Annotated in this window: 23 protein-coding genes; 15 read left to right on the forward strand and 8 right to left on the reverse strand. The window is 70.2% G+C overall.

The features are described from left to right. Positions 1-140: 140 nt before the first annotated feature. From ACZ3I4_RS29495 to ACZ3I4_RS29520, 6 genes are all read left to right on the forward strand, one after another. Complete coding sequence (locus tag ACZ3I4_RS29495; RefSeq protein ID WP_465385278.1) at positions 141-989, forward strand: DUF4397 domain-containing protein; 849 nt, start codon at positions 141-143, stop codon at positions 987-989. Between the two features lie 9 nt (positions 990-998). Continuing rightward, on the forward strand, positions 999-2,114 hold the full coding sequence (locus tag ACZ3I4_RS29500; RefSeq protein WP_465385279.1) for a class F sortase: 1,116 nt from the start codon (positions 999-1,001) through the stop codon (positions 2,112-2,114). A 64-nt stretch (positions 2,115-2,178) separates the two neighbouring features. After that, complete coding sequence (locus ACZ3I4_RS29505; RefSeq protein WP_465385280.1) at positions 2,179-3,840, forward strand: serine/threonine-protein kinase; 1,662 nt, start codon at positions 2,179-2,181, stop codon at positions 3,838-3,840. Between the two features lie 119 nt (positions 3,841-3,959). Next, complete coding sequence (locus ACZ3I4_RS29510; RefSeq protein ID WP_465385281.1) at positions 3,960-5,252, forward strand: hemolysin family protein; 1,293 nt, start codon at positions 3,960-3,962, stop codon at positions 5,250-5,252. Further along, positions 5,249-6,316: a hemolysin family protein gene (locus ACZ3I4_RS29515; RefSeq protein ID WP_465385282.1), complete on the forward strand. Its 1,068-nt coding sequence runs from the start codon at positions 5,249-5,251 to the stop codon at positions 6,314-6,316. The genes ACZ3I4_RS29510 and ACZ3I4_RS29515 overlap by 4 nt, the downstream gene beginning before the upstream one ends. 46 nt (positions 6,317-6,362) lie before the next feature. Then, the gene (locus tag ACZ3I4_RS29520; RefSeq protein ID WP_465385283.1) at positions 6,363-7,379 is read left to right on the forward strand and encodes a sporulation protein; all 1,017 of its coding nucleotides are present in this window, start codon (positions 6,363-6,365) and stop codon (positions 7,377-7,379) included. 364 nt (positions 7,380-7,743) lie between these two features. Here ACZ3I4_RS29520 and leuE read toward each other — a convergent pair whose 3' ends face one another. Next, positions 7,744-8,397 (reverse strand): leucine efflux protein LeuE, encoded by a 654-nt coding sequence (leuE, locus tag ACZ3I4_RS29525; RefSeq protein WP_465385284.1) that lies wholly within the window; start codon positions 8,395-8,397, stop codon positions 7,744-7,746. Positions 8,398-8,406: 9 nt separating this feature from the next. Further along, positions 8,407-9,669: a bifunctional pyridoxamine 5'-phosphate oxidase family protein/GNAT family N-acetyltransferase gene (locus tag ACZ3I4_RS29530; protein ID WP_465385285.1), complete on the reverse strand. Its 1,263-nt coding sequence runs from the start codon at positions 9,667-9,669 to the stop codon at positions 8,407-8,409. A gap of 50 nt (positions 9,670-9,719) precedes the next feature. Between ACZ3I4_RS29530 and ACZ3I4_RS29535 the strand changes: the two genes are divergently transcribed. Then, positions 9,720-11,066, forward strand: a complete 1,347-nt coding sequence (locus tag ACZ3I4_RS29535; RefSeq protein ID WP_465385286.1) for an aminotransferase class I/II-fold pyridoxal phosphate-dependent enzyme — start codon at positions 9,720-9,722, stop codon at positions 11,064-11,066. 46 nt (positions 11,067-11,112) lie between these two features. Beyond that, positions 11,113-11,775, forward strand: a complete 663-nt coding sequence (locus ACZ3I4_RS29540; protein ID WP_465385287.1) for a UdgX family uracil-DNA binding protein — start codon at positions 11,113-11,115, stop codon at positions 11,773-11,775. Here the strand turns inward: ACZ3I4_RS29540 and ACZ3I4_RS29545 are convergent. Next, complete coding sequence (locus ACZ3I4_RS29545; protein ID WP_465385288.1) at positions 11,747-12,508, reverse strand: TetR/AcrR family transcriptional regulator; 762 nt, start codon at positions 12,506-12,508, stop codon at positions 11,747-11,749. The two genes, ACZ3I4_RS29540 and ACZ3I4_RS29545, sit on opposite strands and share 29 nt — an antisense overlap. An 86-nt stretch (positions 12,509-12,594) precedes the next feature. On the opposite strand from ACZ3I4_RS29545, the gene ACZ3I4_RS29550 reads away from it, so the two are divergent. The 7 genes from ACZ3I4_RS29550 to rny all read left to right on the forward strand — a co-directional run bounded on the left by ACZ3I4_RS29550 (position 12,595) and on the right by rny (position 20,110). Next, entirely contained in the window at positions 12,595-13,530 is a 936-nt protein-coding gene (locus ACZ3I4_RS29550) for an ATP-binding cassette domain-containing protein (protein ID WP_465385379.1), read from the forward strand. Next, positions 13,527-14,306, forward strand: coding sequence for an ABC transporter permease (locus ACZ3I4_RS29555; protein ID WP_465385289.1), 780 nt, complete (start codon positions 13,527-13,529; stop codon positions 14,304-14,306). Before ACZ3I4_RS29550 ends, ACZ3I4_RS29555 begins: the two co-directional genes overlap by 4 nt. Before the next feature lie 41 nt (positions 14,307-14,347). Beyond that, the gene (locus tag ACZ3I4_RS29560) at positions 14,348-14,548 is read left to right on the forward strand and encodes a DUF3046 domain-containing protein (protein WP_465385290.1); all 201 of its coding nucleotides are present in this window, start codon (positions 14,348-14,350) and stop codon (positions 14,546-14,548) included. Between the two features lie 196 nt (positions 14,549-14,744). Further along, a complete protein-coding gene (gene recA, locus ACZ3I4_RS29565) occupies positions 14,745-15,791 on the forward strand; it encodes a recombinase RecA (RefSeq protein ID WP_465385291.1) in 1,047 nt (348 codons plus the stop codon). A gap of 202 nt (positions 15,792-15,993) precedes the next feature. Then, the gene (locus tag ACZ3I4_RS29570) at positions 15,994-16,767 is read left to right on the forward strand and encodes a regulatory protein RecX (RefSeq protein ID WP_465385380.1); all 774 of its coding nucleotides are present in this window, start codon (positions 15,994-15,996) and stop codon (positions 16,765-16,767) included. A gap of 141 nt (positions 16,768-16,908) precedes the next feature. Next, positions 16,909-17,937 (forward strand): hypothetical protein, encoded by a 1,029-nt coding sequence (locus ACZ3I4_RS29575; RefSeq protein ID WP_465385292.1) that lies wholly within the window; start codon positions 16,909-16,911, stop codon positions 17,935-17,937. A 385-nt stretch (positions 17,938-18,322) separates the two neighbouring features. Continuing rightward, positions 18,323-20,110 carry a ribonuclease Y gene (gene rny / locus ACZ3I4_RS29580; RefSeq protein WP_465385293.1) on the forward strand — a complete coding sequence of 596 codons (1,788 nt, stop codon included), beginning with the start codon at positions 18,323-18,325 and terminating at the stop codon, positions 20,108-20,110. Here rny and ACZ3I4_RS29585 read toward each other — a convergent pair. The 5 genes from ACZ3I4_RS29585 to ACZ3I4_RS29605 form a co-directional block, all read right to left on the reverse strand. Continuing rightward, positions 20,084-20,584: a DinB family protein gene (locus ACZ3I4_RS29585; protein WP_465385294.1), complete on the reverse strand. Its 501-nt coding sequence runs from the start codon at positions 20,582-20,584 to the stop codon at positions 20,084-20,086. The two genes, rny and ACZ3I4_RS29585, sit on opposite strands and share 27 nt — an antisense overlap. Before the next feature lie 67 nt (positions 20,585-20,651). Continuing rightward, a complete protein-coding gene (locus ACZ3I4_RS29590) occupies positions 20,652-21,617 on the reverse strand; it encodes an amino acid ABC transporter permease (protein WP_465385295.1) in 966 nt (321 codons plus the stop codon). Then, a complete protein-coding gene (locus ACZ3I4_RS29595) occupies positions 21,614-22,324 on the reverse strand; it encodes an amino acid ABC transporter permease (RefSeq protein WP_465385296.1) in 711 nt (236 codons plus the stop codon). Before ACZ3I4_RS29595 ends, ACZ3I4_RS29590 begins: the two co-directional genes overlap by 4 nt. Before the next feature lie 45 nt (positions 22,325-22,369). Further along, on the reverse strand, positions 22,370-23,251 hold the full coding sequence (locus tag ACZ3I4_RS29600; protein ID WP_465385297.1) for a glutamate ABC transporter substrate-binding protein: 882 nt from the start codon (positions 23,249-23,251) through the stop codon (positions 22,370-22,372). A gap of 35 nt (positions 23,252-23,286) precedes the next feature. Further along, a complete protein-coding gene (locus tag ACZ3I4_RS29605) occupies positions 23,287-24,030 on the reverse strand; it encodes an amino acid ABC transporter ATP-binding protein (RefSeq protein WP_465385298.1) in 744 nt (247 codons plus the stop codon). Positions 24,031-24,120: the final 90 nt, after the last annotated feature.

The following is a 24,120-nucleotide window of genomic DNA, read 5'->3' on the forward strand; positions in this document are numbered from 1 at the left end:
TACGACAAAAACTGAACCGGCGCGAAATGGTCATCCGGGCACGGGACGGACGTCCAGGCAGCGAAATTCCCTGACCGCGCGCACCATGGTGCGATCGAGTAGCGATGCCATATATATGAAGACCACTGAAAGGAGGCTCCATGAGACTCCCGGTCCCCACCCTGCGGCGCCTCGCGGCCGGCGCCGCGGTGCTGACGATCGTGTTGCTCGGCGCGCCTCCGGCCCAGGCCGCCGCGGGCAGTGGTTATGTGCGTCTCGCGCACCTCTCGCCCGACACGCCCGCCGTCGACGTCTATCTGAAGTCGGATTCCGGCGCGGTCGAGCCCCAGACGTTCCGGGCCGTCGCCTATGGCGACATGTCCCGTTACCTGCGCCTGCCGACCGGCGCCTATCAGGTCGCCATGCGCAAGGCCGGTGCTCCCGCGAGCGAGCCGCCGGTGATCACCACCGAGGTCGGCGTGCGGGACGACGGCGCCTACACGGTCGCGGGCGTGGGCCGCTTCGCCGACCTGGGTCTGCGTGTGATCGAGGACGACCTGCGCCTGCCCGATCCCGGCAAGTCGAAGGTCCGCATCATCCAGGCCTCGGTCAAGGCGCCGCTGCTCGACGTGGCCGGCAAGAACGGCGCGAAGATCGCGGACGGCGTCCAGTTCGCCACCACGACGGCCTATCGCGAGGTCCGGCCGGGCAAGTGGAGCGTGCAGGTCCAGCCGGCCGGCGGTGGCAGCTCCAGCGAGTTGCCCTGCACGCTGGGCGCGGGCAGTGTTTATTCGCTGATCGTGCTGGACGACGACGCCGGCGGCCTCAAGCCCGAACTGCACGTCGACGCCGAGCGCCAGGGCACCGTCCCGCTGGGCAGCGTCGCCACCGGCATCGGCGGCTCGGCCCCGAGCTCCCAGCTTCCGGGCGCCCTGCTCGCGGGCGCGGCGGGCGCCCTGGTCACCGGGGCCCTGGTCGTCCTGCTCCGCCGACGGCTGCGAATGGCCTGAGGTTGTCCGGTGAAAGGCGACGACTCCGACACCCCGCTGATCGTCCGGCTGTCCAGCCGGCCGGCCGGTCCCGAGACGCCGGGCCGGCCGGAGACGCCGGAACCGGTGCCGATCGTCCGGCCACTGGGTGAGGGCGAGATCAGCTGGATAGCCCGGGGCCGGGCCAAAGTGGTCAAACCCGGACCGGTCAGAGCCCGCGCCCTCGTGCCCGGCGCGCTCTCCCTCCCGCGCCCGCAGCCGAGCCGTTCCCTGCGCCTGGGCCAGGCCGCCACACCCTTCCCGCGTCGTGTCTTTCCCCAAGCCCCGGACGAGCAGGCCCCGGCCTCGGTCGAACCTCCGCCCATCCGCACGGCGACCCCCGATCACCCTTCCCCCGTACGGGAAACCGCTCCTGAGATTGTGCCGTCGGCGCTCGCGCCCGCCCAGCTACCGAAAGACCACCTCGACCCCGTACCAAAGAAGGGGTTGTGGCGTCGTGCCGCGTTGCCGACCGCCGCCGCCACGCTGGCCGCCCTCGCCGCCGCCGGCGGATACCTCGCCGTCACCGACCGCACCCCCGCCGACCTGGGCCGATGGGCCGGCATCGTGGCAGCCACCGACACTGCGCCGCAGGCCGCCGCAACCACCGCACCCGCCGAGGCCGAACGCCCGGCCGGCGACCCCTTCGGCAGCATCGCCGCCGTCCCGGCCGGCGCCCCGACCAGGCTCCGCATCGGCGCGGTCAAGATCGACACTCCACTCGAGACGCTGAAGATCGGCCCGGACGGCGCCCTGCAGCCTCCGGAGAAGTTCGCCGACGCCGGCTGGTACGCCGGTGGCACCGCCCCCGGCGACACCGGCCCGGCCGTCATCGCCGGCCACGTCGACTCCAAATCCGGCCCCGCCGTCTTCTACCGCCTGCGCGAACTGGCCGCCGGCGATCGCGTCGACGTCGTGCGCGGCGGCCGCACAGTCAGCTTCACGGTCACGGCAATCCGCTGGTATCCGAAGACCGAATTCCCCACCGAGGAGGTGTACGGCCCGACTCCGGACCGGCAGCTGCGGCTGATCACTTGCGGCGGCGTCTTCGACCGATCACTGCGTTCCTACCGCGACAACCTCGTGGTCTACGCGGTGGCCGGGTGATCGTCATTCCGCTGCCCGGGAGGCCGTGATTATGGTGAGACCCGAGTCGACGGGTGGGGGCGGGATGGCGGTCGCACGCATGCTCGTCGCCGGTCGGTATCGTCTCGGCGAGCCGGTCGGCTCCGGCGGCATGGGCCGGGTCTGGCGGGCCCGCGACGAAATGCTCGATCGCGACGTGGCGGTCAAGGAGTTCGTCCCGCCCGAGTGGATGACCGACGAGGAACGCGCCCGGCTGCGCGATCGCACCCTGCGCGAGGCCCGCAGCGCCGCGCGGCTCACCCACCCGCACGTGGTACGCATCTATGACGTCGTGCACGCCGACGGTCTGCCGTGGATAGTCATGGAGTACGTGCCGTCGCGCTCGCTCTACCAGGTCATCCACGAGGACGGCCCGTTCTCGCCGGCCACCGCCGCGCGGATCGGCATGGCCCTGCTCGACGCGCTGCGCGCCGCCCACGACGCCGGGGTGCTGCACCGCGACGTGAAGCCGCACAACGTGCTCATCGGCCACGACGGCCGTGTCGTGCTGACCGATTTCGGCCTGGCCACCTTTGTCGACGACGGCGCCGTCACCGGTCCCGGTCTGGTCGTCGGCTCCCCGCAGTACGTGTCGCCCGAACGCGCCCGCGACGGCACATCGACGCCCGAGTCCGACCTGTGGTCGCTGGGCGCCACGCTCTACGCCGCCGTCGAGGGCCGCTCGCCCTACGCCCGCGACAACGCCATGGCCACCCTGATGGCGCTGGCCACCGAAGATCCTGATCCGCCGTCCCGGGCCGGGATGCTCGGCCCCGTGCTGACCGGACTACTGCGCCGTCAGCCGCGGGAGAGGCTCACCGCCGCCGAGGTCGAGCGCCGCCTCCGGATGATCGTCGCGTCCACCCCGGTGCCGCCCAAGGTGCCCTCGCCGCGTCGGGTCCGCGCGGTCATCGGGGCCGAGGTCGATCAGTCGGCCGAGGTGCGTGCGCACGCCTCGGCGGTGTCGGCTCCCGTCGAGGTCCCCTCGGTGGAGAAGCGCCATCTGCCCCGCCCGAGCCTGGTCGCGGCCGGCCTGGCCCTGGTCGCCGTGCTGGGCGTCGGCGGCATCCTGGCCGGCTATCTCGTGCGGGAGGCCCCGGTGGCCGCGCCGTCGCCGGCCGCGCCGTCGCCGGCCCCGCCGACCGGGAACACGACGCCGGTCGCCGCCGGCTTCTCGGCCCTGGCCTGCCATCGGCCGGTGCCGGCAACCCTCCCCAAGGTGCCGCTGCGGGACGCGGCGCGGGGAGTCAGCGGCTGGTCGCTGTTCCCCGGCTGGTCCTACTTCACCGACGGCTCCGGTATCCACATGCCCGTGCCCGACGGCTGGACCTGGCAGCGGATCGGCACCACCTACTGCTTCCGTGACCCGGTCGGCGACACCGTGCTCAGCCTCGACGTCGGGCGCAATCCGAGCGGCGACCCGGTGAAGGCGTGCCGCGCCGAAGCCACGCGTCTGGTGAAGGCGGGTGCCCTGCCCGGCTACGAGGAGTTGTCCCTCGCCCGCACGCCGCTGCTCAACAAGACCGCCGACTGGGAATATCGGTACAATCGGGACAGCGTACGCATGCACGCCCAGACCCGCTGGTTCGTCAAGGCGGGCCGCGGCTTCGCGATCAGCTGGGCCACTCGCGACTTCGACTGGACCGGTGACCTGGCAAAGATCAACATGGTTCTGACCACGTTCTATGCTCAGCGTCCGACCGCCTGACTCACAGCTTTCCCTCAGTCGGGATTGGTAAGCTTTCCCGCCATGAGTGGCAGTAGACAGCCGGGCTCGGCCCGGCTTCCCGTCAGATCAATCTTCGTCAAACAGAGCTCCAGCCGGCCGTGTTGATCCTTACCGGCCTTCTCCTGGTGCTCGTGGTGACGGCAGTCACCGGCTATTTCGTCGCGCAGGAATTCGGCTATGTCGCGGCCGATCGAGGCAAGTTGCGCCGCGACGCCGAACAGGGCGACCAGGCCGCCGTCCGCGCTCTCAAGGTCACCGAGCGCCTCTCGTTCGTGTTGTCCGGCGCTCAGCTCGGCATCACCGTCACCGCGCTGCTCGTGGGTTACGTCGCCGAGCCGTTCATCGGCGAGGGCCTGTCCGCGCTGCTCGACGGGGCCGGCGTGCCGACCGCGGTCAGCCTGCCCGTCTCGGTCGCCGCGGCCCTGCTGATCGCCACCGTCGTGCAGATGGTCTTCGGCGAGCTGGCCCCGAAGAACCTCGCGATCGCCCGCGCCGAAGCCCTGGCCAAGGCCCTCAGCCGATCCACGCTGATGTATCTGACCGTTTTCGGCCCGATCATCCGGCTCTTCGACCGTACGGCGGCCGGCCTGCTGCGGCGCATCGGCATCGAGCCGATCGAGGAGCTGCCCGAGGGCGCGACCGAGGAGGATCTCGAGCAGATCATCCGCGAGTCGCGGGCCAACGGCGGTCTCGACGCCGACCTTTCCTTGCTGCTCGACCGTGGTCTGGACTTCCGTGGTCGCACGGCGGCCGAGGCGATGATCCCGCGCGTCGACGTCCACTCCCTGCCGGCCAGCGCGACCGCGGCCGACGTGGTCGCGCTGCTGGACACCCACCGATCCCGTTTTCCCGTACGCGGTGACGAGGTCGACGAGATCGCCGGTGTCGTCAGCATCGCCGACATCCTGACCATCCCGCCCGCCGAGCGCGCCTCCACCCCGGTCTCGTCGGTGATGTCGGAGCCGGTGCTGGTGCCGTCGTCGCTGCGCCTGCCGGCCGTGCTCGAACGCCTGCGCTCGGCGCACCGCCAGCTCGCCTGCGTGGTCGACGAGTTCGGCGGTTTCGCCGGCATCATCACGCTCGAGGACATCGCCGAGGAACTGGTCGGTCAGATCCGCGACGAGGACGACGAGGCCGAGCCCGCCCCGGAACGCCAGCCCGACGGCTCGTGGCTCGTCCCGGCCCGCTGGCGGATCGACGAGATCACCGATGCCACCGGCGTCGCCCTGCCGGTCGGCGACGACTACGAGACCGTGTCCGGCCTGGTGCTGGCCCGCCTCGGGCGGGTGGCCAAGGCCGGCGACTCGGTCACCCTAGACGGCGGTTCCCTTTCCGTACGGGTGGAAAGCGTCGACCGGCACGTCCCTCACATGGTTCGGATCTCACGATGAACGCCCTCTGGGTCACGTTGCTGCTGATCGGCAACGCCTTCTTCGTCGCCGCCGAGTTTGCTTTGGTGGCGAGCAAGCGGCACCGCCTCGAACAATCGGCCGCCGCGGGCAGCCGGGCGGCCCGGGCCGCGCTCGACGGCACCCGCGAACTGTCGGTCATGCTGGCCGGCGCCCAGCTCGGCATCACGCTGTGCTCGCTGGGTCTGGGCGCGCTGGCCGAGCCGTCGCTGGAGCACCTGTTCGGCCCGGCCCTGCACGCCCTGGGCCTGCCCGACGTGGCCAGTCACGTGATCGCGTTCCTGCTGGCGCTGATCATCGTCACGTTCCTGCACCTGGTGATCGGCGAGATGATGCCGAAGTCGTGGGCGATCACCGACCCCGAGCGCTCGGCGATCCTGCTGGCCCGGCCGTTCCGCATGTACGCGCGGATCGTCGGCCCGGCCCTGCGCGTGCTGAACGCGCTGGCCAACCTGGCTCTGAAACCGTTCGGCGTGCGCCCGCAGGACCAGCTGGCCCAGGCGCACGGCCCGGCCGAGATGCGCATCCTGCTCGACCGTTCGCGGGCCGAAGGCCTGATCGAGGCCGAGCAGAGCGAGCTGCTGACCAGCGTCCTGGCCCTGGCTTCCCTTCCCGTACGCGACGTCATGCTGCCCACGGCGCAGCTGGTGTCGCTGCCCGAAGCGGCCTCGGTTGCCGACATCGAGCTGGCCTCGCTGACCAGCGGCCGCGCCCGGATCGCCGTCACCGGCGCCGAGGGCCAGGTCGTCGTCGGCATCGTGCACGTCCGTGAGGCCGTGCGGGCCAGCGCGACGGGCCGGGCCGCGACCGCCGGCGAACTGATGGAGCCGGCCTTCCTGCTCGACGCCCGGGTCAACGTGGTCGAGGCGGTCGAGGCCCTGCGCGCCGGCCGCACCCAGCTCGCGATCGTCACCGGCGACGACTCGGCCCAGGTCGGGTTCGTCGCCCTGGAGGACCTGCTCGAACAGGTCATCGGCCGCTTCGACGACGAGACCGACTCGCTGCCGGCCGCGGTTCTGCCGCCCGTCACCGCTTCCCGGTCGTAAGTGATTTCCGAGCCACCCCAGCGTTGATTCAAGGAGGAATGACCCGGTGGTTTTCAAGAAGATGATGCGCGCCTTCGGCGTCGGCGGGCCGACCGTCGACACCGTGCTGGCCAACCCGAACACGCGGCCCGGTCTGGCCCTGGAGGGTCAGGTGCGGATCGCCGGCGGCGACCACGACGTCACCATCGAGGGAATCGTGCTCGGCCTGGTGACCCGGGTCGAGTCCGAGCACGGCGAAAATCTCATCGAGTTCCACCGGCTGCCGGTCTCCGGCCCCTTCCAACTGCGGAAGGGCGAGCAGCGTGACTTGCCGTTCTCGTTCCCGATGCCGTGGGAGACGCCGATCACCGACGTCTACGGGCAGCGGCTGCACGGCATGACGATGGGGCTGCGCACCGAACTCGCGGTGGCCAAGGCCGTCGACAAGGGCGACCTCGACCACGTGGCCGTGCACCCGCTGCCGGCGCAGGAGCGGATCCTGGACGCCTTCGCCCGGCTGGGCTTCCGCTTCAAGAACGCCGACCTGGAGCACGGCGCGATCTACGGCGTACGCATGACGCTGCCCTTCTACCAGGAGATCGAGTTCTACCCCCCGCCGCAGTACGCGGGCGCCATCAACGAGGTCGAGGTCACCTTCATCGCCGACCCGCAGGGCGTCGAGGTGGTGCTCGAGTTCGACAAGCGGGGCGGCTTCCTGCAGGCCGGCCACGACGCCTACGGCCGTTTCCGCGTCTCCCACGCCGACGCCGACACCACCGACTGGACCGCGGTAGTCGAGCAGTGGATCTCCGAGGCCTCCGGCCGCTACCAGGGCCTGCGCTCCGCCGGCGGCTTCGGAGCCCCCGGCCACGGAGCCCTCGGCCACGGAGCACCCGGTTACGGCGCCCCCGGCTACGGAGCTCCGGGCTACGGCGGACACGGCCACTACCGCCACGGCCGAGGCATGGGCGCAGGCGCGATGGCCGCAGGAGTGGCCGGCGGTGTAGTCGGCGGCATGATCCTCGGCGAGGCCATGGAAGAGGCCTTCGAGGGCGACGACGAGGGCGGCTTCGAAGAGGAGTGACCCCTCGGCTGTGCGCCCTGCGGGGCGAGATGCAGCCACCCGCGGGCGGCCCGGTTCCGGCCGGACCGCCCGCGGCACCCTCCAACACCCGCATTCCCGTCCCGAAGCCGGTGCTCGGCCTCCCCGCGTCCGCGCCAGCCCTCCGCCTGCACTTCCGTCGGCTCTGTACCCGCGCCCGTGCCGGCCCTCCGCTTGCACTTCCGCCGGCTCTGTACCCGCGCCCGTGCCGGCCCTCCGCTTGCACTTCCGCCGGCTCTGTACCCGCGCCCGTGCCGGCCCTCCGCCTGCACTTCCGTCGGCTCTGTGCCCGCGCCCGTGCGGATCAGGCGGCGCGTTAGGGCGCCGGAAGGGCCGCGTCGGTGGGTCAGCCGACGCTGGCTGTGGCCAGCTTGATGCTGAAGCCGACGAACAGCGCGCCCACCCCGGCAGCCGCGCCCGCGGCCAGGCGGCGTCTGCGCTGGAACTGGCCGGCCAGGAACTTGCCGCCGAAGATCAGGGCCGACAGGTAGAGCGCGCTGAACAACTGGACCACCGCGCCGAGGATCAGGAACGACAGGGCCGGATGGGCGTAGCCCGGCTCGACGAACTGGATGAAGAACGACACGAAGAACAGGATCGCCTTCGGGTTGAGCAGGCTGATCACGGCGGCCCGGCGGAACGGGCTGCGTGCCTCGGGTGGTTCATCGATTGCCGCAACCGTCGTCGAATCGGCCCGGCTGCGCCATTTTCGCCAGCCGCCGCGCACGATGCCGAACCCGACCCACAGCAGGTAGGCCGCCCCGGCGTACTTGATGACCAGGAACAACGGCGGATAGGTGCGGAGCAGCGAGGCCGCCCCGGCTGCCGACAGGACCATCAGCACCGCGTCGCCCAGGAACACGCCCGCGGCGGCCTGATAGCCCGCCCGAACGCCCAGCTTGGCGCCGACCGACAGCACGAAGATGGAATTCGGCCCGGGCAGCAGGATGATCGCCAGCGTGCCGATCACGTACGTCCAGAAGTCGGTGATCCCCAGCATCGCGCCCTCCTAGGCGGCCGCGAAGGCGGTGGAACCACCCGCGGCCAGCAGCTCCCGCAACCGGCGGCCGGCGGCGGGCCACTCGTCGACGGTCATGCCGAACATTACGGTGTCGCGCCACGACCCGTCCGCCCGCTGTTTGTGCCGCCGCAGCACCCCCTCGCGAACCGCCCCGAGCCGGCCGATCGCCTGCTGGGAGCGCTCGTTGCGAATGTCGGTGTGCCAGAACACCCGCTCGGCCCCGAGGGTGTCGAAGGCGTGCTCGAGCAGCAGCAGCTTGGCTTCCGTGTTGACGCCCGTGCGCCACCACGGCCGGCCGACGACGGTGTGCCCGATCGCCAGCGCCCGGCGCTCGGGATCGACGTCGTGATAGCTGGTCATGCCGATGACGCGGCCGTCGGCCGGATCGATCTGGGCCCAGCAGATCTGACTGCCCGACCAGCGGTGGCGCAGAAGCTTGGCCAGATAATCGCGCATGGCCTCGACCGTCTGCGGCCGGCGGGTGGGCAGGTGCTCCCACACCTCGTCGTCGCCGAGCGCCTCGACCAGTCCGGCGGCATGGCCGAGCGTCAGGGGCTCGAGGCGCACATGCGTGCCGGACAGCGGCACCGGCGCGGCCCACGGCAGCTCGGCGCCGGGCAGATAGGCCGGGAGGCCGGCCTCGACACCGGCGTCGGTCTCGGGCGGGCCGAAGACCCGGCGGACGGGAAGGACACCGGCCCAGTGCGGCAGCGGAAGGTCGTCGGGATCGTCGATGACGCCGCCCCGCCGGGCCCGCGCCGAGACCTCGACCAGCGGAAGAGCGAGCACGCTGGTCTGCGCCGCCTCCTTGGTGTCGGCCGGCCGGCTGTCGGTGGACCGGCCGTCGCCCACCTTGTCGACCAGCGCCGCCATCGCCGCCAGCTTCTCCTCGGGATCGGTGACCAGGCGGGCCCGGCCGTGCACGATCACCGAGCGGTAGTTGGCGCTGTGGTGCAGGTGTGAGCGGGCGTAGACCAGGCCGTCGAGCAGGGTGACGCTGACCGCGACCGGCACCTCGCCGCCGCGCGCCGACAGACCCATCCGGCCGCCGGACGACCCGTGCAGATAGAGCGTCTCGCCGACACGGACGTGCAGGGTGGGCAGCACTCGTGGCTCACCGTCGTCGACGAAGCCCACCGTGCAGTCGAACGCCTCGTCGAGGATCTCGTGGGCGAGAGCGCGGTCGTAATGCATGCGCTCGCGATAACGGGTGGCGGTCGTGCGGCTCGTCCGCGTATAGGTGTCGGACATCGGGCCTCCCTGCCTTGCTTTCTATTCTGTACTAGTACAGAATCCTTCGTGTGTCAGCACAGTATCAGGTCGAGGGTGACAGTGCCGCTGCGATTTCCGCCAGCATCGAGGAGGGCGTCCGCCGGGGCGATTGGGTCTTCGGCGCGGCCCTCCCGCCGGTCCGTGTGCTCGCCGAAAACCTGCACGTCAGTCCGGCCACCGTGTCGAAGGCCTATCAGGAGCTGCGGCAGCGTGGCGTGGTCGAGACCGAGGGCCGCCGCGGCACCCGCATCCGATCGCGCCCACCCGTGGCCGGCCCGCGTTCGGCCCTGCGGCTGGCCGTGCCCGACAACGTGCTCGACCTCTCCTCCGGCGAGCCCGACGTTCGGCTGTTGCCGCCGCTCGATCGGGCTCTGCGGGCCGTCGCCGAGACCAACGGGCCCCCGCAGGGATATGCGTCGGCCGCGGCCATGCCCGAGCTGATCGAGGCGGCCCGTCCGCGGCTGGTGGCCGGCGGCATCCCGGCCGGCGACGCCGAGATCACCGTCACCTCGGGCACCCTCGATGCCATCGAGCGGCTGCTCACGGCCCATCTGCGTCCCGGTGACGCTGTCGCCGTCGAGGATCCCGGCTGGGCCAATCTGTTCGACCTGGTGGCCGCGCTCGGCCTGCGCCCGCTGCCGGTCGCCGTCGATCAGGAGGGCCCCGACCCGGCCACGATGGCCCTCGCCCTGCAGGCCGGGGCGCGCGCCGCGGTCATCACCGTGCGCGCGCAGAATCCGACCGGCGCCGCCGTCAGCGAGGCCCGCGCCGCCTCGTTGCGCCGGCTGTTCGCGGGTCGTCCCGGCGTGCTGGTGATCGAGGATGATCACGCCGCCGAGCTGGCCGAGCAGTCGCCGCACTGCGTGGGCCCGGTCACCGGTTCGTGGGCCGTCACGCGCTCGGCGTCCAAGCCGTTCGGCCCCGACCTGCGCATCGCCGTGCTGGCCGGCGACGAGGCCACGATCGCCCGGGTCGTCGGGCGCATGCGCATCGGCTCGGGCTGGGTGTCCACCGTGTTGCAGCGCATGCTCCTGCGCCTCTGGGAGGACGACGAGGTCACGGCCGTGGTGTCCGAGGCAGCCCAGGCGTACGGTCGTCGCCGTCGCGCCCTGATCGAGGCGCTCGCGTCGAGGGGAATCGCGGCCGAGGGCGCCACCGGCATCAACGTGTGGGTTCCCGTGCCCGACGAGACCCGCGTGGTGGGCATGCTGCGCGAGGGGGGTTATGCCGTGGCGCCGGGTTCCCTGTTCCGGGTGTCGGCGCCCCCGGGCGTACGAATATCGATCGGTCCTCTGCTCGTGAGCGAGATGCCCGCGCTGGCCGACGCGGTGGCCGCGGCCGTCCGCCCGCCGTCCCTCTACGCGCCGACTCGTTAGGGGGCGCGGATGCTTCTTCGCCCCCGTTTCGGGTAGAACCTTCTCCATGCCTAGGACCGAAGCGCCGGTCGGCGCACAGCAGTGGGTGCCGCCCGAGCCGCGGAGCATCGAGGAGCTGAAGTCGGCCGCCGCCGGATGCGAGGGCTGTGAGCTTTACGCGGATGCCACGCAGACGGTGTTCGGTCGGGGCGCGGCCGACGCGCGCGTGGTGCTGGTCGGCGAGCAACCCGGGGACGTCGAGGATCAGAAGGGCCTGCCGTTCGTCGGTCCGGCCGGGCGTCTGCTGCGCGAGGCGGTCGACGATGCCGGCCTCGACCCGGCCGACGTCTACATCACGAATGCGGTGAAGCACTTCCGGTTCGAGCGGCGCGGCAACCGGCGCATCCACCAGAATCCGGGTCCGGCGCACATCACTGCCTGCCGCCCGTGGCTGGTGTCCGAGTTCTCGCTGCTCAAGCCCGAGCTCGTGGTCATCCTGGGCGCGACCGCCGGCCGTGCCCTGCTGGGTCCGTCCTTCCGGGTCACCCAGCAGCGCGGCCGCCTGATGCCGTGGCCGGCCTCGGCGCAGCACCCCGAAGACTTCCCGGTCGCCGAGATCCAGGCGCTGGCCACGATCCACCCGTCGGCGGTTCTGCGCGCCGACGACCGCGAGACCGCGTACGCGGGAATGGTTGATGATCTTAAAGTGGCGGCCTCGGCCGTGAGCTGAGCAGCTGCTCGAGGCCGTCGAGAATGCGGTCCAGACCGAACCGGAAGGACCGCTCCGAATCGCGGACGGCGTTGTACTCCTGGCCGGCCGCGGTGCCGACCCGGCCCGAGACCGGGTAGGCGTCGGGCGGCATCAGGCGTTCCAGCACCGGGGCGTTGACCGCCCACCACTCGGCGTCCGAGATGCCGGACTGCTCGGTCGTGCGCCGGGCGTCGACGTCGGCCCGGGCCGACGCCGCGGTGAAGTCGCTGATCAGCGTGATGACCTGATCCATCTCGAGGTCGGTGAACCCGGCCCCCTCGATGGCGGTCAGCTGCCACTCGTAGCGGTCGGAGCCGTTCGGCCCGATCCACGGCCGGCTCTGCTCGACCTGGAGCAGCCACGGATGCCGATGGAACTCGTCCCACATCTGCCGGGCCACCACGACCAGCCGTTCCCGCCAGTCGCCTTCGTGCGGCGGCAGCGCGGGCTCGCCCATCGCCTCGTCGACCATCAGGCCGATGAGTTCGTCGCGGCTGGGAACGTACGTGTAAATCGACATCAGCTTGAGGCCGAGCCGGTCGGCCACCTTGCGCATCGAGAACGCCGATAGCCCCTCCTCGTCGGCCACCGCTATCCCGGCCCGGATCACCTCGTCGACGGTGAACCGCTGCTTCGGCCCGCGCGAACCCTGCGGTGTGCCGAGCACCCGCCGCCACAGCAGGGTCAAGGTGCGGTCGACGTCCTGATCCATGTGCACAGATTACCCCGTGGGGTGTACGGTGTTCCGCGCACCCAAATACCGTAAGGCATACGGAGTTAGGAGCAGCGGTGAATCTGATGGCGGAAGGACTGCGGAAGAGATACGGGGACGTGCAGGCGTTGGACGGCTTCGACCTGGCCGTGGCGCCCGGCGTGATCCACGGCCTGCTCGGCCCCAACGGCGCGGGCAAGACCACGGCGGTCAAGGCGCTGGCCACCCTCATCGACGTCGACGGGGGCACGGCTCGAGTTGCCGGTTTCGACGTACGCACCCAGGCCGCGCGGGTGCGCCGGCGGATCGGCCTGATCGGGCAGAACGCGGCGGTCGACGAAATCCTCGGCGGCCGGCAGAACCTGGTGATGTTCGGGCGGCTCTACGGTCTGACCACGGTGGACGCCCGGGCCGCGGCCGACCGCCTGCTCGAGATGTTCGGGCTCACCGAGGCGGCGGAGAGGGCGGTCTCGACGTACAGCGGTGGCATGCGGCGGCGTCTCGACATCGCCGCCGGCTTCCTGCTCACCCCGGCCGTGCTCTTTCTCGACGAGCCCACCACCGGGCTCGACCCGCGAGGGCGCAACGAGGTCTGGGCCGCGGTCCGCGAGGTCGCCGCGGCGGGCACCACGGTGCTGCTGACCACGCAGTATCTCGACGAGGCGGATCAGCTGGCCGCACGCATCTCGGTGATGAACCACGGCCGGATCGTCGCCGACGACACTCCCGATGCCCTCAAGCGCGAGATCGGCGGTGACCGGGTGACGCTGACGATCGAGCCCGGCACGCCTCTGGACGACCTGGCCGGGCGGCTCGGTGCGGCCGCCGGGATCCCGGCCGTTCCCGACGCCGACACGCACAGCCTCACCTTCGAGGTGGGCTCCGGGGTCACCGGCCTCTCCCGCGTCGTCCGGGCCCTCGACGAGTGCGGCGTCACACCGGAGGATCTGGTGCTGCGCCGTCCCACCCTCGACGAGGTCTTCCTCACCCTGACCGACGCTCCACGGGAGGCCGCACGATGACCGCCGTACGCGCGGGGTGGATCCTCACCCAGCGGAACCTCGCCCACTGGGTCCGCCAGCCGTGGACGCCGATCTTCGGCCTGATGTTCTCGATCATGCTGTTGCTGGTCTTCGGCTTCCTCTTCGGCGGCGCGATCAGCGTGCCCGGCGGGGGCGACTACATCACCTTTCTGTTGCCCGGCATGCTGGCGCTGAGCATGATGTTCGGCGTCGAGAGCACGGCCACCGCGATGGCCGGCGACGCTCGTAAGGGCATCACCGACCGGTTCCGATCACTGCCCATCGGCAGCGCCTCGGTGGCGCTGGGCCGGGTCGGGGCAGACCTGGCCAACTCGGCCGTCGAGCTGCTGGTGCTGCTGGCCGGCGGCCTGCTGATCGGGTGGCGGGTCACCTCGGACCCGGGCTCGGCCGTCCTGGCCGTCCTGCTGCTGTTGCTCTTCCGGTTCGCCATGCTCTGGATCGGCATCTTCATCGGACTGAGCTTCCGTGGTGAGGGGGCGACCATGGCCGTGCAGGTCCTGGTGTGGCCGATCGGGTTCCTGTCGACCGCCATCGTCTCGGCCGAGACGATGCCCGGCTGGCTGGGCGCGATCGCCGCCTGGAATCCGCTCTCCGCGACGGCGTCCGCGGTGCGCGAGCTCTTCGGCAATCCGACCGGCATCACCGCGGGCCCGCTGGCCGACGCGGCGGTGTGGCTGGCCCTGGGCTGGCCGTTGCTGATCACGGCAATCTTCCTGCCGTTGTCGGCCCGCGCGTATCGGCGGCTGCGGGGCTGAGGCCGGATCGGGGCCGGCGGGAGAATGGGTACGCTCGTGATGTGCGGTTGACGGATTTCTGGACACGGCTGGAGAAGGCCTTCGGGCCCGCTTACGCGCGCAGCATCGCAGCCGACCATTCTTTTGCCGGCCTCGGCGACCGGACGATCGACAAAGCAATTGCGGACGGTATCGATACGGCTACTATCTGGCGTGCCGTTGTGGCCGCGTACCCCGATCGGGTGCCTTCCCGCCTGCGGTGACCCGATTCGTACACCCGTTCTGGCGTGTCACTCGTTCGTCGTACAAGTGTTCGGCTATTGTCCACAGCGGCTTAGTTATCCACAGGCCACGGCAGGCCGGTCGATTTTTGTCATACCCAGCGCCTACCTTGTTGCCGTGGTGAACAGAAGCGCAACGGCGAAGACGCCCGCGAAATCGAGTACAGGGGTGGCGGACATGGTGGCAGGACCCGACCGGGACAAGGCGCTCGATCTGGCGTTGGCTCAGATCGACAAGCAGTTCGGTAAGGGCTCGGTAATGCGGCTGGGGGAGCGGCCGGTCGTCGAGACCGCCGTCATCCCGACCGGTTCCATCGCCCTCGACGTGGCGCTCGGCGTCGGCGGTCTGCCGCGCGGCCGGGTCATCGAGATCTACGGCCCGGAGTCCAGCGGTAAGACGACGGTCGCGCTGCACGCGGTGGCCAACGCTCAGCGCAACGGCGGCATCGCGGCGTTCATCGACGCCGAGCACGCGCTCGACCCGGATTACGCGAAGGCTCTGGGCGTCGACACCGATGCGCTGCTCGTCTCCCAGCCCGACACGGGTGAGCAGGCGCTCGAGATCGCCGACATGCTGATCCGCTCGGGCGCGCTCGACGTCATCGTCATCGACTCGGTGGCCGCGCTGGTGCCGCGGGCCGAGATCGAGGGCGAGATGGGCGACAGCCACGTCGGTCTCCAGGCCCGTCTCATGAGCCAGGCACTGCGGAAGATCACCGGTATTCTGAACAACTCCGGCACGACCGCGATCTTCATCAACCAGCTGCGCGAGAAGATCGGCGTCATGTTCGGCTCGCCCGAGACGACGACCGGTGGCCGCGCGCTGAAGTTCTACTCCTCGGTCCGTCTCGACGTGCGCCGCATCGAGAGCCTCAAGGACGGCACCGACGTGATCGGCAACCGCACCCGCGTCAAGGTGGTGAAGAACAAGGTGGCCGCGCCGTTCAAGCAGGCCGAGTTCGACATCATGTACGGCAAGGGCATCTCGCGGGAGGGCTCGCTCATCGACGTCGGCGTCGAGCAGAACATCATCCGCAAGTCCGGCGCCTGGTACACGTACGACGGTGACCAGCTCGGCCAGGGCAAGGAAAAGGCGCGCGAGTTCCTCAAGGAGAATCCCGACGTGGCCGCCGAGATCGAGAAGAAGATCCTCGAGAAGCTTGGCGTCGGTCAGACCACCGGCGACGCCGCGGGTGGCCCCGAGCTCCCGCCGGTCGACTTCTGATCGGTAGGCGTCCCTCATGCCGGGCCGACGAGGCGCGCGTTCCGGGCGCGGGTGGGATCCTCTCCCGCCCCGCCCAGCCCGCGCCTACGATGAGCACCCGCCCGGCGAGCCTTCTGGCAGCGATGACTCGGAACGCGGCAACGTTCCGGCCCGTCGCCGGCGGGCTTCGCCGGGCGGAATCCCCTATCGCGACGACCTGACCATCGGTGGCGGCTCCTTCGGGGGTGACGCGCCGGACGACGGCGCTTCCACCCGCCGCGGGCGCGGAGGCCGTGGACGGTCCAACCGCGACAGTGCCGAGAGCCTTGACACTGCGGAGAGCGGCGACGGTGCCGAGAGCGGTGACGGGGCCAAGGGTCGCGGCGCTCGGGGTGGGCGTTGGGGCGAACGGCCGGGCGGCAGCGGGCGTGGGGCCGGTGAGGGCCGGAACAAGCAGCCTGAGCAGAGTGAGGGTGAACGGGCGCGCGAGATCTGTCTGCGGCAGCTCGCCGTGCGGCCTCGCACCCGGGCCGAGCTGGCCAAGGTGCTGGTCCGCAAGGAGATCTCCGAAGAGGTGATCGCCGAGGTTCTCGATCGTTACGACGAGGTCGGGATCATCGACGATGCCGCGTTCGCGCGGGCCTGGGTGTCCAGCCGGCATCACGGTCGCGGGCTGGCGCGACGGGCGCTGGCCAACGAGCTGCGCCAGCGCGGGGTCGACGCCGAGGTGGCGAGCGAAGCCCTGGAGTCCGTCGACGACGAGGACGAGGCCGCCACGGCTCGTGCCCTGGTCGACCGCAAGCTGCGTACGGCCACGGGGGCGCCCGACGCCGTTTTCCGCCGCTTGGTCGGCATGCTGGCCCGCAAGGGTTACTCGGCCGGGGTGGCCATCCGCGCGGTCAAGGAGGCGCTGGCCGAACGCGACGCCGAGGCCGCCGAGTTCGCCGACCAGTTGGACGCGGACGCGCTGGCCTCCGACGCCGACCCGACCGGCTGACACCGGACCGAGAGTCGTATAAGAGCACTGCGACCGATGAAAAGACTCCAGGCGACGACGCGGGCAACATGATCGAGTTCCCAGGTCGGGGGCCTGCGGGCGGACATCGGCGTTCGCCACTGCTTGGTAATATGCGGCGTTGTGACCGAGTCTTCGCAGGGCGGCATGCGGGGCTATGGTCCCTTCCCGGAGGGTGCCGAGCCGACCGCTCCGATCGGCATGCAGCAGCCGTCCGCAGCCGTTCCGCCGCAGGTGGTTCGGGGGCCCGATGCGCTACCGCCCGGTGGTCAGACGCAGCCCGCGAGCCCGACGAGCGGCGGTCCGGCAAGCGGCGGTCCGGCGAGCGGCGGCCCGGCGAGCGGCGGCCCCACGAGCGGCGGCCCTATAAGCGGCGGCCCTACGAGCGGATCCGGTGGCGATCCGGGGTACGGCCCGTTCCGGGGCGGCGACCCCTTCGGGGAGCAGCAGCAAGGCTGGACCGAAACCCCGTACGGCTTCTCGGCCCCTCCCGGCCGCCGCATCGAGCCCTCACCCCCGCCCGAGCGCAGCCGCCTGGTCGTCGGCATCCTCGCCGGCCTGGTCACGGGCCTCCTCCTGTTCGGCACGGGCGGCTACTTCGCCGGCCGCGCCACCGCCCCCGAGACCACCCCGCCGACGCCGGCGGAGACCACCCCGGCCGGCGAGCTGGGCCTCTTCGAGCAGAGCCAGGCGACGATCAACCAGGGCCACTTCGCCGGCACCGGCTTGACCGCGATCTCCGAGGGCTTCCTTCCGTACCTCTCGGCGTGCACCCGGCCCAAGGTCAACACGGGTGAGAAGGTCCGGGTCCGCTGCACGCTCCACGGCATGAGCGCGATCTTCGTCGAATACAACTCGGTCGCCGATCGGGACAAGGCTCGGGTCAAGGCGCTGGGTCAGGCTGTCGACGCCCGCACCCTCACGCCGGGCGTAGCTCCGGCGGCCGAACAGGCCACCCCTTCGGGACGGGTCAGCGGCAACTACGTGGAGTACGCATACCGTCTCACGGAGAGTGGCACGACGAGGACGGTAAGCGGGATCTGGTGGGACGACACACAGAGCCCGGTCGCCGGCTACCTGCTGGCGTACTGGGAGGACGGTTTGGACGAGAAGTGGGAGCCGATGCGCGATCTCTGGTCCCGGTACGCCTGAATTGCCCGCCGGTATCGTGAGCTGGGCGTAAGCGAGTCTGTGCCCTAAGTCCCATCCGCTGCCGAATCATGGATCCTTGACCGAAGTGCCATCCGCGACCTAGCCTCGCGTTACACAAGGTTTGTTCGACCATCGCATGCAACACGCACAACATAGATCGCATCACATTACGGCATCACTTGTAGCCTGCAAGCAGCCAGCAGTTTTGGCCCGGCGCCCGGACCGCACGCGCCGTGAGGCCCGATATATGGGCGGTTGGCACCGTTGCGCCCGTTTCGAGGGTGACGGGCCGATGACGCCTGCGGTCGTCTTGCCTTGGTCGGGCATCCCGTCAGAAGGCCCGCGCGCCCACAAAGCGCCGGGGAACGAGGGGAGACGCGGCGAGATGACGACCGCCCTGGACTGGGTGCTGGTGGTGGCGATCGTCGTGCTTGCCGCCATCGTGGTGGTGGGCATGGTGCTCGGTGGCCGTGCGCTGCGCCAACTGCACAAGGTCCGGACGGTCGACGACGGGCAGGGTCAGGCCGCCGCCGACGCGCTGGCCAAGGTCAAAGACGCCAACGCCAAGGTCGAGGACGCCAACGCCAAGGTCGAGGATGCGAACGCCAAGGTCGACGACGCCAACGCCAAGGCCGCTTCCGTACGCGCGGAGGCCGCCGCGGCCAAGGCCGAAGCCGCCGCCGCCCGCGCCGAGGCCCGCCGGGTTCTCGAGGCCGCGCACAGCGAGGCCGACACGATCCTCGAGCACGCGCACCGCCAGGCCGAGGCCGACGCCGAGCAGGTCCGCACGGCCGCCCGCCGCCAGGGTGAGCGCGAGGTCGCGCTGCTCAACACCACCGCCAAGGAGCAGGCGGCCGAGGTCGAGCGCCGCACCGCACGCATCGACGAGCGGGAGCGCCTGCACGCCGACGAGGTCGAGCGGCTGGTCGAGCGGGAGCGCCGGCTCGCGACCATGGACGCCGACCTGGCCGCCCGCGAGGCCGCCCTGGCGACCCGCGAGGCCGAGCTGGCCGGGGCCGAGGAGTTGAAGCGGCGCGAGCTGGAGCGGGTCGCCGGCCTGACCGCCGAGGTCGCCCGCACCGAGCTGGTCGAGGGCATCGAGGCGCAGGCCAAGCGCGAGGCCGCGATCCTGGTGCGGGACATCGAGAGCGAGGCCAAGACCACCGCCGACACCCGGGCCCGGCACATCGTGGTCGACGCCATCCAGCGGATCGCCAGCGAGCAGACCTCGGAGAGCGTGGTCAGCGTGCTGCATCTGCCGAGCGACGAGATGAAGGGCCGGATCATCGGGCGCGAGGGCCGCAACATCCGCGCGTTCGAGTCGGTCACCGGCGTCAATCTGATCATCGACGACACCCCCGAGGCGGTGCTGCTCTCCTGCTTCGATCCCGTACGCCGGGAGGTCGGCCGCCTGACCCTCGAAAAGCTGGTGCTGGACGGTCGCATCCACCCGCACCGCATCGAGGAGGTGTTCGACAGCGCCAAGAACGAGGTCGACGTCCTCTGCGACCGGGCGGCCGAGGAGGCGCTGGTCGACGTGGGCATCACCGACCTGCACCCGGAGCTGGCCAAGCTGCTCGGCCGGCTGCGCTATCGCACCAGTTACGGCCAAAACGTGCTCAAGCACCTGGTCGAGACCGCGCACATCGCCGGCATCATGGCCGCCGAGCTGGGCCTGGACATCCCGACCATGAAGCGGGCCGCGTTCCTGCACGACATCGGCAAGGCGCTCACCCACGAGGTCGAGGGCAGCCACGCGCTGATCGGCGCCGACCTGGCCCGCAAGTACGGCGAGTCCGAGGATGTGGTGCACGCGATCGAGGCGCACCACAACGAGGTGCAGCCGCAGACCATCGAGGCGGTTCTGACCCAGGCCGCCGATGCCTGTTCGGGTGGCCGGCCGGGCGCCCGGCGGGAGAGCCTCGAGGCGTACGTGAAACGGCTCGAGCGCATCGAGGAGATCGCGGCCAGCAAGGTCGGTGTCGAGAAGGTGTTCGCGATGCAGGCCGGGCGCGAGATCAGGGTGATGGTGCGCCCGGACGACATCGACGACATCGGTGCGGCCGTGCTGGCCCGCGACGTGGCCAAGCAGATCGAGGAGGAGCTGACCTATCCGGGGCAGATCCGGGTCACGGTCGTACGGGAATCACGAGTCACCGAGCTCGCTCGTTAGCCCCAGCTGTTCGCGCAGAATGTCGGCGTGGCCGCAGTGCTGCGCCAGCTCGCGCAGCATGTGCAGGTAGACCCAGCGCAACGGGACGGGCCCGCGCCGGTTGCCGGGCAGTTCGTCGTCCAGGGAGAGCGCGGAGACCGCGCGCCGCGACGACTCGCAGGCGGCCAGGAAGCCGGCCCGGACCAAGGCGATCGTGTCGGAGTCGTCCAGGATGAACGATTCGTCGGGGTCGGCCGGGATGCCGATGTCGGCCCGGGACCGCCCGGTGACAGCCTCGTCGAACCACACCTTTTCGACGAAGGTCGCGTGCTTCACCAGACCCAGCAGGGTGGTGCGGGACGGCACGAGCGACCGCCGCACCTGATCCTCGGTCAGATCGTCGAGGCAGTCGTGCAGAGCCCGGCGGTGTTCGTCGAGGAAAACCTCGAACTGGGCTCGTAACGGCTGGTGGAGGACGTCGTCCGCGGAGATCATGAGCGAAGCATGTCAAGCGCGACGGCCGCGCGGCAACCCGGGCCGAGGGGCATCCGGGCGATGCCCGTCAGCCGGCGCCGCCGGCGCCCTCGGCCTGAGACGCCAGCACGGTCGGGGGCAGGTGAGGCGTCGTGCCGACGGACTTGCGGCCGCGGGCGATCCGGCGCTGGAGGTACTGCGCCAGCTTCGAGAGCGAGTAGTTGACCACGATGAAGAGCACCGCGATCACCGCGTAGACCTGGATCGGGTTGCCCAGCACGCCGATGACCTGCTTGCCGATGTTCAGCAGTTCCTCGTAGCTGATGATGAAGCCGAGCGACGTGTCCTTGAGGACCACGACGAGCTGGCTGATCAGCGCCGGGAGCATGATGCGGAACGCCTGCGGCAGCAGGATCGTCACCGTTGTCTGCAGCGGGGACAGGCCGATGGCGTACGCCGCCTCGCGCTGGCCGGGCGGCAGGCCTTCCATGCCCGAGCGCAGGATCTCGGCGATCACCACGCCGTTGTAGATCGTGAGGCCGATCACCAGGTACCACAGCGTGTCCATGGTGATGCCGAACTCGGGGAAGCCGCGCGCCACGAAGAAGATCGTGATGACGACGGGCAGGCCGCGGAACACTTCGACGCAGACCCGGGTGATCGCCGACAGGACCAGGCTGAGCCCGCGCAGCAGGATCGACAGGGGGGCCGCCAGGCCGGTGAACCGTCGGCGGTTGAGTTCCTTGAGCTGCAGCCGCAGCACGCCGAGGAGCGTGCCGATGAGCAGCGAGCTGATGATGGCGAACACCGCGGCGGTCAGCGTGTTCTTGATGCCGACGCCGATGCGATCCCACACCTGCGAGAAGTTCTCGTTGCCGGGGTCGATGAGCGGGCCCCACAGGTCCATCGACAGCTGGCCCTGCTCGTCGAGCGGCCGGTAGATCAGGAAGTAGGCCCCGGCCACCACCAGCAAGGTGGCGACGATGCTGAGGATGAGCGTCCACCGGCGCTGCTTCGGCCCGGGGATGTCGTAAAGAACGGCCTGCTCGCTCATCGGGCCGCCACCGCCTGCCGGCGCTCGATGCGGTCGAGAAGGGCGCCGAGCGGCACGGTCATAATCAGGTATCCGATCGAGACGCCCAGGGCGACGGGGATGAAGGCGTATCCCTCGGCGCCGGTGAGCTGGTCGGCGGTGGAGGAGAGATCGCCGACGACGCCGAAGAAGCCGATCAGCGCGGAGTTCTTGATCATCGCGATGATCACCGAGCCCAGCGGCACGATGGAGGCCTTCCACGACTGGGGCAGCACCACGTAGCGCAGGTTCTGGCCGAAGGTGAGCCCGAGCGATCGCGCCGCCTCGGCCTGGCCGGCGGGAACGGCGTTGACGCCGGAGCGCAGGGCCTCACAGACGAAAGCCGCGGTGTAGAGCGTGAGCGCGATGAGGGCGAAGCGGAAGTACGGCAGATCGGTGGCCAGCCGCGTGAAGATCGAGTCGAGGACCGGGATGCGCAGGAAGTCGGCGTTCGAGCCGAGGGCCGGCAGGGCGAAGGCCGAGAAGAACATGACCACCGTCAGCGGCATGTTGCGGAAGACGGTCACGTACGCGGTGCCGAGCGCTCGCAGCGGCGGCACCGGAGAGATCCGGAATACCGCCACGACGGCGCCCAGGACGAGGGCGCCGATCGCGGCGAGTATGCAGATCTGAAAGGTGAGCCAGAAGCCGCCCGCGAAGACGTCGAACTTGTCGATGAGAACATTCACGGGTTCGGCTTCTCCCCAGTTCCTCGGATCAGTTGATCAGGTGTGTCAGTAACGGTTGATGGTCGGCGCGGCACCGAGCTCGGCGCCGAACTTGCCCGCGGTGTCGTCCCAGGCCTTCTTCCAGGAGCCGTCCTTGAAGGCCTTGTCGAGCGTGTCGTTGATGAAGTTGCGGAACGCCGTGTCGTCCTTCTTCACGCCGATGCCGTACGGCTCCTTGGTGAAGTTGTCGCCGGCCAGCTTGAACGCGTTCTCGTCCTTGGCGATGTAGCCCAGGAGGATGACGTTGTCGGTGGTGACGGCGTTGACCTGGCCGCCGTTGAGGGCATCGCGGCACTTGTCGTAGGTGTCGAACAGCACCAGCTGGGTCGCGACGTCCTTGACGTGCTTCTTGATCTCTTCGGCCGGCGTCGAGCCGGTGACCGAGCAGACCTTCTTGGTGCCGTCCTTGAACGAGTCGGGCCCGGTGATGGACGTGTCGTCCTTCTTCACCATGATGTTCTGGCCGGCCTCGTAGTACGGACCCGCGAACGCGATGCGCTCCTTGCGCTTGTCGTTGATCGTGTAGGTCGCCACCACGAAGTCGACGTTGTTGTTGACGATGGCGTCCTCGCGGACCTTCGACGGCGTCTCGACGTACTCGATCTTGTCCTCGGGGATGCCGAGTTCCTTGACGATCAGCTTGGCGACATTGACGTCGAAGCCCTCGGGCTTGCCCGACAGGCCCTTGAGGCCGAAACCGGGCTGGTCGAACTTCGTGCCGACCTTGATCGACTGGGCCTTGTTGAGCCGCTCCATGGTGCTGCCGGCCTCGAAGGTCTTGCTGCCGGAGCCGGCGTCGTCACTGCCGGCGTCGTCGCCGCCGCAAGCGGTGATGCCGAAGGTCAGAACCGTCGCCGTGGCCAGCGCGGCTGCCCGTGTCAATCGCATGATTTCTCCTTGTTAATCGGGACGCCGTGTGGTGCTCAGTGCGTGAGGATTTTGGAGAGGAAGTCCTTGGCGCGATCGCTCTTCGGACTGGCGAAGAACTCGGCGGGGGGAGCGGACTCGACGAGCTGACCGTCGGCCATGAAGACCACCCGGTTGGCGGCGTGCCGGGCGAAGCCCATCTCGTGCGTGACGACGACCATCGTCATGCCCTCCTTGGCCAGCGAGGTCATGACCTCGAGGACCTCGCCGACCATCTCGGGGTCGAGGGCGCTGGTCGGCTCGTCGAAGAGCATCGCCTTGGGCTGCATGGCCAGGGCGCGGGCGATGGCCACACGCTGCTGCTGACCGCCGGAGAGCTGGGCGGGGTATTTGTCCGCCTGGTTGCCGATGCCCACCCGGTCGAGCAGGGCCATCGCGCGGTCGCGGACGGCCGCCGGCTTCTCCTTGCGGACCTTGACCGGTCCGAGCATCACGTTCTGCAGGATCGTCTTGTGCGCGAACAGGTTGAACGACTGGAAGACCATGCCGACCTCGCTGCGCAGCCGCGCGAGCGGGCGTCCCTCGGCCGGCAGGACCTTGCCGTCGAAGGTGATCGTGCCGTCGTTGATCGGTTCGAGCCGGTTGATCGCGCGACAGAGGGTGGACTTGCCCGAGCCGGACGGTCCGATCACGACAACCACCTCGCCCTTGGCGACGGAGAGACTCACGTCGTCGAGAACGTGCAGCGGACCGAACCACTTGTTCACCTTGTCGAGGACGATGAGAGCCTCGTCGGACACTGCTGGACCACCGTCCTTGTTCTAACGGATCACCCGGATGGGCACACTCTATGTGGGCCCTTGTATCGGTTCACTCCGAGTATGGTCACG

Source organism: Actinoplanes sp. NPDC021490 (assembly GCF_055562135.1).